12 protein-coding genes and 1 tRNA gene are annotated in these 14,833 nt (G+C 73.6%); 4 read left to right on the top strand and 9 right to left on the bottom strand.

Features of this window, described 5'->3' with window-relative positions:
* Positions 1-31 precede the first annotated feature (31 nt).
* Positions 32-1,213 (top strand): FHA domain-containing protein, encoded by a 1,182-nt coding sequence (locus ACH4S9_RS02520; protein ID WP_398369309.1) that lies wholly within the window; start codon positions 32-34, stop codon positions 1,211-1,213.
* Between the two features lie 229 nt (positions 1,214-1,442).
* Here the strand turns inward: ACH4S9_RS02520 and ACH4S9_RS02515 are convergent, their stop codons facing one another.
* Positions 1,443-2,492, bottom strand: a complete 1,050-nt coding sequence (locus ACH4S9_RS02515) for a methyltransferase domain-containing protein (RefSeq protein WP_385340817.1) — start codon at positions 2,490-2,492, stop codon at positions 1,443-1,445.
* A 228-nt stretch (positions 2,493-2,720) separates the two neighbouring features.
* Here ACH4S9_RS02515 and ACH4S9_RS02510 point away from each other — a divergent pair, with 228 nt between their 5' ends.
* Positions 2,721-3,125, top strand: coding sequence for a globin (locus tag ACH4S9_RS02510; RefSeq protein ID WP_358846477.1), 405 nt, complete (start codon positions 2,721-2,723; stop codon positions 3,123-3,125).
* 57 nt (positions 3,126-3,182) lie between these two features.
* Here ACH4S9_RS02510 and ACH4S9_RS02505 read toward each other — a convergent pair whose 3' ends face one another.
* The 7 genes from ACH4S9_RS02505 to ACH4S9_RS02475 form a co-directional block, all read right to left on the bottom strand.
* Complete coding sequence (locus ACH4S9_RS02505) at positions 3,183-3,968, bottom strand: hypothetical protein (RefSeq protein ID WP_358846478.1); 786 nt, start codon at positions 3,966-3,968, stop codon at positions 3,183-3,185.
* The gene (locus ACH4S9_RS02500; protein WP_358846479.1) at positions 3,965-4,453 is read right to left on the bottom strand and encodes a thioesterase family protein; all 489 of its coding nucleotides are present in this window, start codon (positions 4,451-4,453) and stop codon (positions 3,965-3,967) included. Before ACH4S9_RS02500 ends, ACH4S9_RS02505 begins: the two co-directional genes overlap by 4 nt.
* Before the next feature lie 2 nt (positions 4,454-4,455).
* Positions 4,456-6,120, bottom strand: a complete 1,665-nt coding sequence (gene ettA, locus ACH4S9_RS02495) for an energy-dependent translational throttle protein EttA (protein WP_311722387.1) — start codon at positions 6,118-6,120, stop codon at positions 4,456-4,458.
* Positions 6,121-6,424: 304 nt separating this feature from the next.
* Complete coding sequence (locus ACH4S9_RS02490; RefSeq protein ID WP_311722386.1) at positions 6,425-7,825, bottom strand: Cys-Gln thioester bond-forming surface protein; 1,401 nt, start codon at positions 7,823-7,825, stop codon at positions 6,425-6,427.
* 204 nt (positions 7,826-8,029) lie between these two features.
* A complete protein-coding gene (locus ACH4S9_RS02485; RefSeq protein ID WP_398370493.1) occupies positions 8,030-8,521 on the bottom strand; it encodes a single-stranded DNA-binding protein in 492 nt (163 codons plus the stop codon).
* A gap of 89 nt (positions 8,522-8,610) precedes the next feature.
* Positions 8,611-10,695, bottom strand: a complete 2,085-nt coding sequence (locus ACH4S9_RS02480; protein ID WP_398369304.1) for a GTPase — start codon at positions 10,693-10,695, stop codon at positions 8,611-8,613.
* Positions 10,692-12,389 carry a dynamin family protein gene (locus ACH4S9_RS02475; protein WP_385340849.1) on the bottom strand — a complete coding sequence of 566 codons (1,698 nt, stop codon included), beginning with the start codon at positions 12,387-12,389 and terminating at the stop codon, positions 10,692-10,694. Before ACH4S9_RS02475 ends, ACH4S9_RS02480 begins: the two co-directional genes overlap by 4 nt.
* A 387-nt stretch (positions 12,390-12,776) precedes the next feature.
* Here ACH4S9_RS02475 and ACH4S9_RS02470 point away from each other — a divergent pair.
* Together ACH4S9_RS02470 and ACH4S9_RS02465 are read left to right on the top strand one after the other, a co-directional pair.
* Positions 12,777-12,849, top strand: a tRNA-Arg gene (locus ACH4S9_RS02470).
* A gap of 143 nt (positions 12,850-12,992) precedes the next feature.
* A complete protein-coding gene (locus tag ACH4S9_RS02465; protein ID WP_398369302.1) occupies positions 12,993-14,231 on the top strand; it encodes a glycosyltransferase family 39 protein in 1,239 nt (412 codons plus the stop codon).
* A gap of 41 nt (positions 14,232-14,272) precedes the next feature.
* Here the strand turns inward: ACH4S9_RS02465 and ACH4S9_RS02460 are convergent, their stop codons facing one another.
* The gene (locus ACH4S9_RS02460) at positions 14,273-14,764 is read right to left on the bottom strand and encodes a MarR family winged helix-turn-helix transcriptional regulator (protein WP_398369300.1); all 492 of its coding nucleotides are present in this window, start codon (positions 14,762-14,764) and stop codon (positions 14,273-14,275) included.
* Between the last annotated feature and the right edge of the window lie 69 nt (positions 14,765-14,833).

Raw genomic sequence — 14,833 nt, 5'->3', positions numbered from 1 at the left:
CCAAGAACGGCACAAGAGGGGGAACACCGACATGCCGACATGCCCTAACGGTCACCAATCAGCGGCCGACGACTGGTGCGAGGTGTGTGGCCACCGGATGTCGGGGACGCCCGTGCCCTCGGGCGCCGTCCCACCGCCACCGCCCCCGCCGATGCCCGGCCCGCCCGGGTTCCCGGACGGCATGGGCTATCCCGGCGGACCGCCGCCGGGTGTTCCTGGGCCCGGTATCCCTGGGCCCGGTATCCCTGGGCCCGGCGGTCCGGGGCCCCAGGGCGCGCCCGGGGGCTACGGCTACCCCGCGCCGCCGGTCCCGCAGCCGCCGGAGGCCACCTTCCAGGCGGAGCTGTGCCCGCAGTGCCGTACGCCCCGTGAGGCGCAGGCGCCCTTCTGCGAGGAGTGCCGCTACAACTTTCTGACCCAGTCGGCCACCTCGTACGCCCCGCCGCCCCCGCCCGGCCCCGGCGGCTTCCAGCCGCCGCAGCCCCCGCCGCCGCACGGGTTCACGGCGCCGCAGGCCCAGCCCCCCGGCCCGGCCTTCGCCGACGACGACTGGACGCTTCCGCCGCCGAACGCCGCCGCGGGCGCACCCGCGCCGCCGAACGCCCCCGCGCCCCCGCTCCAGTACGGGCAGCCGCATCCGCATCAGGTCCCGGCGCCGCCCGGTCCGCCCTACGGCGGCGGCGACTTTTCGAGCCCCCCGGCGCCCGGACCGCACCAGGGGCCGCCCGCCCACTTCACCCAGGGCGGCATGCCGGGCGGCCCCGCGCCCCAGGGCGGTGCCCCCGGCGGCCCCGTGCCCCAGAGCGCCGCGGGATGGATCGCGGTCATCGCCCCCGACCGTGAGTACTTCATGGCGATGATGCACCGCAGCGGCCCGGAGGCGGCCGGACTGAACCTCCCGGCCTACTCCCCCGAGCAGCAGCTTCCGCTCACCGGCCAGCAGGTCACCATCGGCCGCCGCCGCCACAGCACCGGCGAGTCGCCCGACATCGACCTGGCGCGCCCGCCGGAGGACCCCGGGGTCTCCCACCAGCACGCGGTCCTCGTCCAGCAGCCGGACGGCGGCTGGGCGGTCGTCGACCAGGACTCGACGAACGGCACCACGATCAACGGCGCCGAGGACCCGATCCAGCCGTATGTCCCCATCCCCCTCCAGGACGGCGACCGCGTCCACGTCGGCGCCTGGACGACGATCACCGTGCGCCGGGGCTAGGCCCTGTCTCCCCGATCTCTGCGGGCCCGCGACGCCTGGCACGCACGCTCGCTACTTGTCGGGCCCGCCCGAGTAGGCCCACTACGAGGGCGGCCCTCCGCCTTGCGATCGCACGCACCAGACGCCGCGGGCTGATCCACAGAGATCGGGGAGACAGGGCCTAGGACCCGGCTCGGGCGTGCGCCCGGTGGCGGGGCGTCGGCTCAGGCCGCCCGCCACGGGCCGCGCCCTACGGGGCCTGTTCGGCATGGAGCGGCCCCAGCGTCCAGGCGTAGGTGCCCTCCGGGTCGTCCAGCCACGCCCACTGCCGCCGCTCGCGCACCGTCACCCCGTAGCGCTCCCGCCCCGGCCGGCCCTCGTGCTCCCACAGCGCCAGGGCCTCCAGCGGGTCCATCCGCGCTGTGACGACGTTCAGCAGGAAGCGGAAGGAGTCGTCCAGCAGCGGCCGGCTCGGCAGGCCCTTCGTGCTGACCGGGGGCGGAGGCTCGGCGCCGCGCAGCGGAACGAAGTAGGCGGGGGTGGCCAGGAAGCGCCCCTCCCCGTGCCCGGCGTCGGCGACCCGCAGCACGACCAGCCCGGTGGCGAGCGGCGCGAGGATCAGCGCGCCGGCCCGGCACTGGCCCAGCCAGGCGGGCGGCAGGGTGGCCACGGCACAGGTGGCGATGATCCGGTCGAAGGGGGCACAAGAGGGGCAGCCGAGCGCCCCGTCCCCGACGACGACCGCCGGGTGGTATCCCGCCGTGGCCAGGTGTTCGCGGGCGGTGTCGGTAATGACCGGGTCGATATCGACGGTCGTGACCCGGTCGTCGCCGAGCCGGTGCGCGAGGAGCGCCGCGTTGTAGCCGGTGCCCGTGCCGATCTCCAGCACGCTGTCCCCGTCCCGCACCTCCAGGGCCTCCAGCATCCGCGCCATCAGCGACGGCTGGCTGCTGGACGAGACGAGCTCGCCGTCGCGCACCCGCGTGGCCAGGGGCGCATCGGCGTACACCCCGGCCAGCCAGCGCGCCCGCCGCGCCGGGTCGGGGTCGTGCCGCCCCAGCCGCTCGTAGACCGCCGCCCCGCTGGGCGAGCCGTAGCCGCCCGCCTCGTAGTAGTGGGGCACGAACACATGGCGCGGCACCGCCTCGAAGGCCGCCCGCCAGGCCGGGTCGCTCAGCCCGCCGCCCGCGGTGATCTCCCTCACCAGGGCGGCCCGCAGCGTCGCGGCCGTCGCGGCGTACGGATCGGACTTCCGGTCCGCGCCCTGCGCGCCGCGCCTTCCCGTGCGCGCGCTCCCCATGACTCCACTGTCCTGCGCCCACGCCCCAGCCGCGACATAGGGGGTGCCGTGGGTCAGGCTGGATCAGCGAGCGGCGTCCGGGGGTACCTCCCAGCGGTAGCTGGGGGCGCGTCCAGCCGCAAAGCGGAGGCAGCGGATGGGCGTGCCAGGCGTCGGGAGCCCAGCCTGATCCACAAGGCACCCCCTACGCCCGAAGTCGTCGGTCGGGCCGTCTGAGAGCATGGAGGCGTGACAGAGAATTCCGGCGGCACGCTTCAGGAGCAGACGTTCTACGAACAGGTCGGCGGCGAGGAGACCTTCCGGCGCCTGGTGCACCGCTTCTACCAGGGGGTGGCCGAGGACCCGCTGCTGCGGCCCATGTATCCCGAGGAGGACCTGGGCCCGGCCGAGGACCGGCTGAGGCTCTTCCTCATGCAGTACTGGGGCGGCCCCCGCACCTACAGCGACAACCGTGGCCACCCGAGGCTGCGGATGCGGCATGCGCCCTTCACCGTGGACCGCGCGGCCCACGACGCCTGGCTGCGTCATATGCGTGACGCCGTGGACGAGCTGGAGCTGGCGCCGGAGCACGAGCGGCAGCTGTGGGACTACCTCACCTACGCCGCCGCGTCCATGGTCAACACCGCGGGCTGACCCGGCGGATCGGACTGATGGCCCGGTGAGGTGTGGAGCCACCGGGCCATTCCCCGCTCAGGTGGGCGTCACCGACAGGCCCGAGAGCCCGGTCAGTCCCGTCCTGCGCACCGCTATCGAGCCGTACGGCGTGCGCAGCCGCAGCCAGCCGCCCGCGGCGAGCAGCGCGAGCTGCTCGGCCCCGGGGGCGGGTGCCGTCGCGCCGCCGCCCGATGAGCCGGTCGCCACGGCCGCGGCGACCGCCACCGGGGTCCGGGCCGGGCGCAGAAAGCCCAGGGACTGCGCGGCGTGGACGACGCGCAGCGGGAGGCCGGTCTCGCCGAGCGTGCGGGACCAGATCTCGCGGCCGATGCGGTCCCGCTCGGCACGGGTGCGCCGCTCCTCGGGCAGCGCCGCGTCCCGGGCCCGGAACTCGGCGACGGCCGCGGTGACCGCCCCGCGCACCTCGTCCACGGCCGGCAGCCCGGGCATCCGCCGCCAGCCGCCGCGCGGCGGCAGCAGCCCGGCCCACGGCGGGCCGGTGACGGCCTCGGGCACGGCGACGGCCAGCCCCTCGGGTACCGGGCCGCCGCCCGTCAGGCCCCGCGCCCCCGCGTCCAGCGCGTCCGCGAACTGCCCGGCCGAGACCGTCGTGTCCAGCACGGTGTCGACCGTGAGGCGCGCCGTGCGGATGGCGAGCACCTCGAAGGACGGCGGACGGCCGAAGACGGCGAGCACTCCGCCGCCCGCCTGTAGCCGCACCGCCGCGGCGCGGTCGTAGTGGATCAGCCGCGCCAGGAAGGCGGCGAGGTCCGCCGCCTCCCCCGGGTCGGCGAGGCGCAGCTCCTCCCCCTGCCCCGTCATACGGTCACGGCCCCCTCGGGCTGCTCGTCCCGCCCGACGGCCCCGGCAGTACCGGCGGCACCGGCGGCCTTTGCCGCGCCGTCCTCCCGGTACTTCGCGAGGAAGCCCTCCTCCTCGGAGGTGAGGCGGCGCGGACGGCCGCGCTCCAGGTCATAGGGGACGATCACGGTGGAGGCCCGCGCGTACACGGTGTCCTCGTCCTTGACCTCGTACCCGAGCGTGATGAACGCGGCGCCGGTCTCCTCCACCCACAGCTCGATGGTCACCGGCGCGTGCCGGTGGAAGAGCGGCTTGAGGTAGCTGATCTCGTGCCGGGCCACGACCACGCCGCCGGTGAACGCCCGGCTGCCGCCCCCCGGCGCCAGCCGCCACATGAAGTCGACGCGCGCCTCCTCGAGATAGCGGAGGTAGACCACGTTGTTGACATGGCCGAACGCGTCCATGTCGGACCAGCGCAGGGGGCAGGGGTAGATATGACGGGCCACGCTCAGCCCCGGGTCAGCTTCTTGTACGAGGCGCGGTGCGGACGGGCCGCGTCCGGGCCGAGGCGCTCGATCTTGTTCTTCTCGTACGACTCGTAGTTGCCCTCGAACCAGAACCACTTGGACTCGCCCTCGTACGCGAGGATGTGCGTCGCGACGCGGTCGAGGAACCAGCGGTCGTGGGAGACGACCACGGCGCAGCCGGGGAACTCCAGCAGCGCGTTCTCCAGCGAGGAGAGGGTCTCCACATCGAGGTCGTTGGTCGGCTCGTCGAGGAGCAGCAGGTTGCCGCCCTGCTTGAGGGTGAGCGCGAGGTTCAGGCGGTTGCGCTCACCGCCGGAGAGCACCCCGGCCGGCTTCTGCTGGTCCGGGCCCTTGAAGCCGAACGCGGACACATACGCGCGGGAGGGCATCTCGACCTGGCCGACGTTGATGTAGTCCAGCTCGTCCGAGACGACGGCCCACAGCGTCTTCTTGGGGTCGATGTTGGCGCGGCTCTGGTCGACGTAGGAGATCTTGACGGTCTCGCCGACCTTGATGTTGCCCGCGTCCGGGGTCTCAAGTCCCTGGAGCATCTTGAACAGCGTGGTCTTGCCCGCGCCGTTGGGGCCGATGACGCCGACGATGCCGTTGCGCGGCAGCGTGAAGGAGAGGTCGTCGATGAGGACCTTCTCGCCGAACGCCTTGGAGAGGTTCTCCACCTCGACCACGACATTGCCCAGGCGCGGGCCCGGCGGGATCTGGATCTCCTCGAAGTCCAGCTTCCGGGTCTTCTCCGCCTCGGCGGCCATCTCCTCGTAACGGGCCAGTCGCGCCTTGGACTTGGCCTGGCGGCCCTTGGCGTTGGAGCGGACCCACTCCAGCTCTTCCTTGAGCCGCTTGGCGCGCTTGGCGTCCTTCTGGCCCTCGACCTTCAGCCGGGTCTGCTTGGTCTCCAGGTAGGTGGAGTAGTTGCCCTGGTAGCCGATGGCGCGGCCGCGGTCGAGCTCCAGGATCCACTCGGCGACGTTGTCCAGGAAGTACCGGTCGTGGGTGATGGCGACGACGGTGCCGGCGTACTTGGCGAGGTGCTGCTCCAGCCACTGCACGGACTCGGCGTCCAGGTGGTTGGTGGGCTCGTCGAGCAGCAGCAGGTCGGGCGCCTCCAGCAGCAGCTTGCACAGGGCGACGCGGCGCTTCTCACCACCGGAGAGGTTGGTGACCGGCCAGTCGCCGGGCGGGCAGCCGAGGGCGTCCATCGCCTGCTCCAGCTGGGCGTCCAGATCCCAGGCGTTGGCGTGGTCCAGGTCCTCCTGGAGCTTGCCCATCTCCTCCAGCAGCGCGTCCGAGTAGTCGGTCGCCATCTGCTCGGCGATCTCGTTGAAGCGGTTCAGCTTCCCCTTGATCTCCGCCACACCGTCCTGGACGTTCTCCAGCACGGTCTTGGTCTCGTCCAGCGGGGGCTCCTGGAGCAGGATGCCGACGCTGTATCCGGGCGAGAGGAAGGCGTCCCCGTTGGACGGCTGCTCCAGACCGGCCATGATCTTCAGCACCGTCGACTTACCGGCGCCGTTGGGACCCACGACGCCGATCTTGGCGCCGGGCAGAAAGCTCAGCGTGACATCGTCGAGGATCACCTTGTCGCCGTGAGCCTTGCGCGTCTTGCGCATGGTGTAGATGTACTCAGCCAAGAGAAACCGTCCGGCAATCGTAGGTCTAAGTGCGGCCTTGCCACGTGGGTCACCGCGTGGGTCGCCGCGTGGGTCGGTACGCGGCTGCGCCGCGTCGTCAGATACACCCCATCTTGCCGTACGCCAAGCGTGCGACGGAAACCCGTTACCCCCTCTGCCCGGGTCCGGCCTCGTTCCTGCCGCATGGCGGTCACATAACGGCCACATATCAACCGCATGCCGTCCTCTCGTCGGCCGCGCACGCGAAAGGGCCGGAGCCTCTTTCGAGGCCCCGGCCCTTTCAGCGATTACTTCGGGTCAGCGATCACTCACCCGCGGGAGCCGCCTTCTTCTTGCGGACGAAGAAGACCGCGCCGCCACCGATCACGACGAGCGCCACGGCGACGCCGGCGATGATCGGGGTGTTGCTGCTGGAGCCGGTCTCGGCGAGGTCGCCGCCGCTGCTGTCGGCGCTGCCGCCGCCGGCCGAGGCCGGGCTCGGCTGGGAGGACGGGGTCTTGTCACCGCTGCCGCCGCCGGTGCTCGCGGTCTTGCAGTCCAGCACGCCGGAGAAGGTCTTCTCGAAGCCGTTCGGACCAGTGATCGTGAACTTGTAGGCCTGGTCCTCCTTCACCGGGGCGGTGATGGTCTGGGACTTGCCGGCCTCGATGGTGTGCTTCTCGCCGAGGAGCTCGAAGGTGAACGCCTCGTCGCCCTTGTTCGTCGCGGTGATGTCCACGCCGCCCTTGGCGCAGTTCTTCTCGGCGGACAGCGCCGGGATCGGGCCCTTCTTCGCCCAGTCCGCGGTGGCGGTGGCGGAGACGGTGGACTCGCTGGAGCCGGCCAGGATCTGGGTCTGGCTCTTGGTGGCGCTGGCGAACGCGCGGCCGACCGGGACCTTGGTGGCGGCCTGGGCGGTCAGCGAGGCGCTGCCGTCGGCGGCACCGGCCGGCACGTCGAAGTACAGCTCGCTGCCGTCGGCGGCGCTGGTGACCGTCTTGCCGTCCTTGTCGACGACCTTGACGCCGGAGGCGGCGGTGTCACCCGGGGTGACCGTGACACTGTCCGCATTGGTGTGGACCTTGATCGGGCCCAGGCGCTCACCGGACTTGCCGGAGACCGCGGGCGGGTCCAGGGTCAGCGAGGCCTTGGGCTCCTCGAGGCTCTGCGCGTTCTTCTCGAGGTAGTCGGCCAGCTTCTGGGCCGCGGGGTCGACCGCGTCGACGTCGGCGCCGTCCGAGAAGCGCCAGATGGCGACCTGGGTGCCGGCGGCCGCGGTCTTCTCCGTCAGGGGGCCGGAGCCCGCCTTGGCGGCAAGCGCGGAGAGGTCGTTGACCTGCGGGTAGGAGTTCTGGAGAACCCAGTTGATCTTGCCCGCTTCAGTGTTGTGCGCCAGCGACGTGGCGCTCCAGGGCTTCTCCTCGTACTTCGCCTTGCTCTGCGTCGGGTTGTGGAGGTCGATGCAGTACGTCTGGATGGTGCCGCCGTTGTCGACCGCCATCTCGAACAGACCGGCGCCGACCCGCTGGTCCTTGCCGTCCTCGTGGATGACCGCCTTGTCGAAGGTCTTGAGACCGCTCAGCGTGGCGGTGGCACCGCCCTGGCTCGGGGGCGCGTCGTCCGCGACTGCGGTACCGGCCGTGACTATCGCACCCGCCGCGACCAGGCCGGAGGCCAGGAGCGCGGCGGCAAGGCGGGCAGAGCCCCGCCCCTTTACAGAAATCATGGTTTCCCCTCCGGGCGAGCGCCAATCTGTGGGTGCGCCTCGCCAGCGAACTCAAAACTCAGGAGCCCCCGTTGGCATCAGGGATCCTAGGGAGAACCCTCGCCCTGTTCCCCAGGAATACCAAGGGCCAACCAATCCGAATCGAAATCGTTATCTCATCACACCACCCCACCTGACCTGGCTTTATCGACAAATCACCGGGAATCACGGGGGTGTTGCCCCAGTCGGTGCGTTTAAAAGAGGTTTAGCCCGCGAGATTCTGCGAAACGCGGATGTGCCCCGCGCCAGGTCGTGTCCGACCGCCACCGCGTCGACATCCGCGGTGATCCACCGCCTGGACCCGCCGCCGCCGTCGTCCCCCGGTCGATCCGACAGTCGATCCGACAGTCGATCCGACGGCCGGTCCGACCGCTGGTCCGGAGGCCGCTCTCCCGTCCGCTCCCGCACCCGCAACGTGCCGTGCACGACCAGCGGTTCGCCGAGCGAGACCGACGCCGCCACATTGGCCGCGAGCCCCCGCCAGGCCCAGACCGTGTAGAAGCTCGTGTACGCGTCCGTCCACGCTTCCCGCGCCCGCTCCCAGCGCCGCGCCGTCACCGCCAGCCGGAACCGGGCCACCGCGACACCGGCCGCCGTCTCCCAATAGTCCGGCCGCGTCGCGGCATTGCCCACCACCGTCAGCCAGGTCTCGTTCAACCGCGCCGCCTCCCCGTTCACTTCACCGCGTCCGTCCCCTTCCGAGTTCATGCTGCACGCGATCGCCGAAGTCCGCCGGGGCCTGTGGGCTACTCCCCGGTTGTGGACAACTCGGCCCCCCGGCCGGCTGAACCGATCCCGCCCGCGGCGACGCCACCCGCCGCGATCACGTACTGCTTGCGCACCTCCCGGTAGCGCGACAGCTCCGCCGCCACCGGCTCCAGCACCCGCGCCCGCCCGCACTCCGCGGCCGCCTCCCGAAGCCGCCGCTCCGCCGCCAGCCCGTACCGCCGCGCGGGCCCCCGAGCCGCGAGACCGCACGCCCAGGCCAGCGCCTGCCCGCACGCCACGGCCGCCACAACCACCACGGCCGGCAGCGCTGCCACCCACCACGCCGGAGCGCCGAGCGCCCCCGCGGCCACCGCCACCAGGCCCACCAACCCCAGCAGTTGCACCCCCGCCAGCGCGAGCTGCGCCGTCGCCGCCACCGACCACCACACAGGCCGGGACAGCCGCCGCTCCGCCGTCGCGGCCACCGCCCCGTCCACCGCGTCCGGCAGCCCCTTGCCGCCCCAGGCCGCCGCCTCCCGTACGGCCTGCGCCCAGGGCGCGGGCAGCCCCGCGGTCGCCTCGTCCGCCAGGTTCCGTACCGCCTCCTCCACCGCGGGCCGGGCGGTGACCGCGGCCACCGCCGCCGCCTTCGCCCGCGCGCCCGGGATGTCCAGCGCGGTCCCGGCCCGTCCCCCGGACCGTCCTCCGGCCGCGCCCTGGCTCTCCTCCCCCTCCGCGTCCCGCTCCCACGACCACATCGCCCCCGCCCGCCTCAGCTGCCTCAGCCGCCCCCAGGGTGTCCCGCACGCCCACCGCGCGTCCCGCAGCCAGGCGCGCTCCGCCGCCTGCCCGGCCGCCACCGCGCCCGCCGCGTCCGCCAGCCGCTCCTCGAACTCCGTCCGGGCCCGCGCCGAGAAGCCGACCGGCGCCCCGTCCGCCACATACTGCGGACGCAGCCGCTCCATCGCGCCGTCCACGTCCGCCGCCAGCCGCCGCTCCGCCGCCCCGCAGTCGGCGGCGAGCCGGCCCAGCGCCTCCCTCAGCTCCCCGACGCCCGAGCCGGTCAGCGCGGACAGCGCGAGCACGGTCGCCCCCGGCTCCCCGTGCTCGCCGAGCGCGAGCCCGTCCTCGTCCAGCAGCCGCCGCAGATCGTCCAGCACCTGGTCGGCGGCGTCGCCCGGCAGCCGGTCCACCTGGTTGAGCACCACAAAGGTCACCTCGGCGTATCCGGCCAGCGGCCGCAGATAGCGCTCGTGCAGCACCGCGTCCGCGTACTTCTCCGGATCCACCACCCACACCACCGCGTCGACCAGCCCGAGCAGCCGGTCCACCCGCTCGCGGTGTCCCGCCGCCGCCGAGTCGTGGTCGGGCAGATCGAGCAGCACCAGCCCGCGCAGCGTGGGGTCGTACGGATAGGCGGGGCGGCGGCGGTCCCGGTGCGGGATGTCCAGCCGGTCGAGCAGGCCGTCGGCGTGGTCGGTCCAGGCGCACGCGAGGGGCGCGGCCGTCGTGGGGCGGCGGATCCCCGCCTCGGACACATACGCCCCGGCCAGGGCGTTGAAGAGAGTGGACTTGCCGCTTCCGGTGGCCCCGGCGAGGGCCACGACGGTGTGTCCGAGCGGATGCCGCCCGCGCGCGACGGCCTCGTCGAGCACCCGCCCCGCCTCGCCGAGCGTGCGCCCGTCCAGCCGGGTGCGGGACAGCCCGACCAGCTCGCGCAGCGCGTCCAGGCGCGGCCGCAGAGCGCCGGTGACGAAGCCGCGGCCGCCGGGCTCGTACGCCGGCGCGTATGGCTCGCGCGCGCCGCCACCACCACCGAGGCCGCCTGCCCCGCCCTGGCCGTATCCCCCGCCCTGCCGCCCCTCGCCGTGTCCTGGCCCATGCCCTTGGCCATGAGGCCCGTGCCCATGAGGCCCGCCGTACGCCGCGCCGCCACCGCCGTACGCCGCCTCCCGCCCCGGCGCGACCGCCTCCGCTTCAGGCTCCGCCGCGGCCGGCGTTCCGGGCCGCCGGCCCCGCGTCCGCCGGGCGATCAGGCCGTCGTCCCACGTCTGCCTGGCGGCGCTCTCCTGGGAGGGCGCGCCTTCCGGCCCGGACGTCGCAGTGGCCGTCACCACCGTCACCTCTCCTTCTGTAGTACGGACAGCGCGGCGATCAGCCGGACCTGGTGGTCCGGGGTCACGTCGAGGGCGTCGAGCGGGGCAAGCCGCCGGTCCCGCTCCGCCGCCAGCACCCGGCCGACGCACTCGTCGAGCAGCCGGCGGCCCCGGTCGCGCAGGCGCAGCGCCCCGTGCGCGCCCAGCGTCTCGGCCAGCCGCTCGCCCGCCGTACGGGTGCGGCGCCCGCCGATCAGGGACGCCACGAGCAGCGCGGCCGCCTCGTCCGGGGCGCAGCCGGCGCCGCCCTCGGCGGCCCGTGCGGCCACCTCCTCCTCGGCGAGCTCCTCGATGCAGCGCCGCCAGTGCCGTACGGCCACGCCGATCCGCTCCCCGGCACCGCGCGCGTCGCACGGCGCGAGCCCGGCGCGCGCGGCGGGTTCGCGCCGCCCGACGTCCCCGACCCGCTCGTCGGCGGCGGCCGTGGCGCTGCGCAACAGGGTGGCGAGGGAGTCGGCGAGGGCGGTGAGGAGTTCTTCGGGCGTGCTGTCGTACGGGCGGCCGTGCCAGTGGGTGAGCGCGCCCCCCGCGAGCGCCGTCCCGCCGGCCAGCTCGCGCCGCACCCGCTCGGCCGCCTCCCCGTACGCGCCCCCGACGTGCTGCACCAGCCGCACCGCCGCCGCGTGCTGGGCGGCCGCCGCCCCGGCCAGCGCGGGCATCCGGGCGCGGAGCGAGGCGATCACCCCGACGGCGGTCCGCTCGGCCGCGGCCTGGCGGGCGCCGGGGTCCTGGGCGTGCCGGGTGAGCCAGTCGCGCAGCGCCGCGACGGCCGTGCCGGGCAGCAGCCCGCTGCCGCCGCCCGCGGACTCGGGGAGCTCGGGGATGGTGAAGCGGGGCACGTCCCCCAGCCCGGCCGCCGCGAGCAGCGCCGCGTACTGGTGGGAGACCTCCGCGGCGACCTGGTGGGGCACCCGGTCCAGCACGGTGACGAGGGTGACGTCGTACTCCTTGGCGGTGCGCAGCAGATGCCAGGGCACCGCGTCGGCGTAGCGGGTGGCGGTGGTCACCAGCACCCAGATGTCGGCGGCACAGATCAGCTCGGCGGCAAGGTCGCGGTTGCGGGCGACGAGGGAGTCGATGTCCGGCGCGTCCAGCAGCGCGAGCCCGCGCGCGAGCCCGGGGTCGGTCTCGACCCGCAGCGCCCCCGCGGTCCACGCCGCCCTGTCGGCCCCCTCGTACGGCGCCCCTTCGCGCAACGCTCCCTCACACGACGCCGCTTCATATGCCGCGCCTTCGTACGCCCCCTCGTACGCCTCCTCCTCGTACCCGCCGTCGGCCCGCTCGCCCTGCGCCGGCACCCACACCCGGGTCAGCTGCGGCAGCACCCGCTGCCCGTCGAACCACTGGCGGTCCTCCGGATGACAGACGAGCACCGGCGTGCGCGTGGTCGGGCGCAGCACTCCGGCCTCGGTGACGCGGCGGCCGACCAGCGAGTTGACGAGCGTGGACTTCCCGGCGCCGGTGGATCCGCCGATGACCGCCAGCAAGGGCGCTTGGGGGGCACGCAGCCGGGGCACCAGGTAGTCATCCAGTTGGGCGAGCAATTCGGCTCGGCCGCGGCGAGCGCGGTCGGCGCCGGGGAGGGGGAGCGGAAACCGTGCGGCATCGACGCGATCGCGCAGTGCGGTCAGTGCGTCGAGCAGTCGGGGCCGTACGTCCAAGATCGCCACGGGTGAAGAATGCCCGCTTTTGATCTCTTTTTGAAGCGTATGCCCATTCGTGCGCGTCAAACAGACCCACCCGGATTACCTCAGATTGGGCAAGGGGCGGGCGTGGCGACTGGGGCTCGGGCATAACGAGTAGACAACACCCGCCCTCTGAGGCGTGAAAAACGATGCGGGATTCGCACCTGCCTGCGATTATCAAACCGCTTCACCGAACCTCCACAACGTGCCACGGAGGTGAAGCAACCGGGGCGAGGCGCAGGGAGCCCTATCCTTGTCCCCGGCAAGGTCACGGATCCGTCGAGCCCGGCCACCGGCACCACGGCCCCGCACCGTCGGAACCGCAGGCACCCGGGGGCTCAGCAGTTGCGTGACAAGCGTCCGGCCCCCGTAGCTCAGTGGATAGAGCAGGTGCCTTCTAAGCACTTGGCCGCAGGTTCGAGTCCTGCCGGGGGCGCCCTTCACTCCCTCCTCTACGCCCGTAGAGGAAGTGTGTCAGCGAAAAAGCCCGGGCGCGGCGTGTAGAGCCGGATGGCCGACTCCCGCGCGTGCGGCGGCCAGGTCATGCCTACGGTGACGGCATGACCTGAGGGGGCAACCGTGCCCATCCGACTTCGCCGATTGCGTGCGGCCGCCCGAGAGGCGGCGCCCGCGTTGCTGGGCTTCGCCGCGGTGCGGACCCTGGGGGTGGCGATACTCGCCTACTGGGGGCATCGGCTCGGGCATCCGGCGGCGCAGCGAATGGCGACGCTGTGGGACGCCCAGCGATACATCGATATCGCGGTGGCCGGGTACGACCACGGGCTGCCGGCCGCGGGGGGCCTGACCGGCGCGCCGACGGACAACGACTACTCGAATCTGGCGTTCTTCCCGCTCTACCCGGCGCTGATCCGGCTCGTCCACACCATGACGCCGCTGCCCGTCACGCATGCCGCCCTGCTGATCACCTGGGTCGCGTCCCTGGCCGCCGCGTGGGGGATCTTCGCCGTCGCCGCCTGGTGCCACGGCCGGCGCGTCGGGGTGCTGGCCGTGGTGCTCTGGGGGGTGCTGCCGCACGCCGTGGTGGAGAGCATGGCGTACACGGAGGCGCTGTTCACCGCGCTGGCCTCCTGGTCGCTGTACGCGGTGCTGACCCGGCGCTGGATCTGGGCCGGTGTGCTGTGCGCGCTGGCCGGGCTGACCCGGCCCACCGCCGTGGCCCTGGTGGCGGCGATCGTCGCGGCCGCGGTCGCCACGGTGGTACGGCCGCGCGGGCAGCCGGGCGGGTGGGCGGAGGGGGCCCGGTGGGCGGAGGAGGTCCGGTGGGCGGAAGAGGCCCGGGCGCCGGAGGAGGCCCGGTGGCGGCCGTGTCTGGGGGCGGCGATCGCCCCGCTCGGCTGGCTGGGCTTCATCGCGTGGGTGGGCGACCGGCTCGGCCGCTGGGACGGCTACTTCGCCGTCCAGATGCTGTGGCACTCCCGGTTCGACTGGGGCGTCAGCACGGTCCGTCAGGTGTGGCGGGCCTGCCTCCATCCCACCTCGGTGCCGCTCACCTGGGTGGTCGTGACGTTGGTCCTGTGTGCTGCCGTGTTCCTCGGCGCCGTGGTGGTGGCCCGGCGGCAGCCCCTGCCGCTGCTGGTGTACAGCGTGGTGCTGCTGGCCATCGCCGTAGGGGACTCGTCGTTCTTCGGCGTCCGGGCCCGGTTCCTGCTGCCCGCTTTTCCCCTGCTGCTGCCGGTGGCGGCATGCCTGGCCCGGGTGCGCTCCGGCGGCGTCCGCGTCGCGCTGCTCAGCACAGCCGCCGTCCTGTCCGCGCTGTACGGCGCCTATCTGGTCTTCGCCGACGCGCACGCGCCGTAGGCCCTGTACGGCGCCAGGCCGGGGAAGCGGTGCGGGCGCGCTCAGTCCGCGGAGCCGGAGACCTCGCGCTCGTACGTCTCGATGGTCCGGACGAACATGGCGCGCTGGTCGGGGGTGAGCTGTTCGAAGGCCCGGCGCCAGGCGTTCGCGCCGTGGGCGAGCCAGGCCTCGATGGCCGAGCGGGTCTCCGCGTCCTCCGTGATGGTGACGATGGTGCGCCTGCGGTCGGCGGGGTCGGTGCGGCGCTCCAGGACCCCCTGCCGGCTGAGGTCGCCGACCATCAGGCTGACCGTGGTGGGGGCGACCTCGAGCCGGGCGGCCAGCTCGTTGACCGGCATCGGGCCGTCGAACAGCAGGTAGGAGAGCAGCGACAGATGCCGGGGGGCCAGGTTGAAGGAGCGCAGCCGCTCGGGGATCCTGGTGCGCTTGAGCCGGGCGGCGACGCGCGGCATCACCAGCAGCATGGCCCGGATCGCCTGATCCGTACTCAGGGCGGCCTCCGGGCCGGACCCCGGCTCGTGCTCCTTCGACATGCCTCCCGGCCCCCTCGCAGCTGGCTTCGTGCCGTCACCTTCACGGCAAAGCTATCCCGGGGCGCGCCG

It is taken from the genome of Streptomyces sp. NPDC021225, assembly GCF_044332865.1.
In the GTDB taxonomy this organism is placed as follows: domain Bacteria; phylum Actinomycetota; class Actinomycetes; order Streptomycetales; family Streptomycetaceae; genus Streptomyces.
The sequence above is the reverse complement of the archived record's forward strand: the minus strand, read 5'-3'. Positions and strand labels throughout refer to the sequence as shown.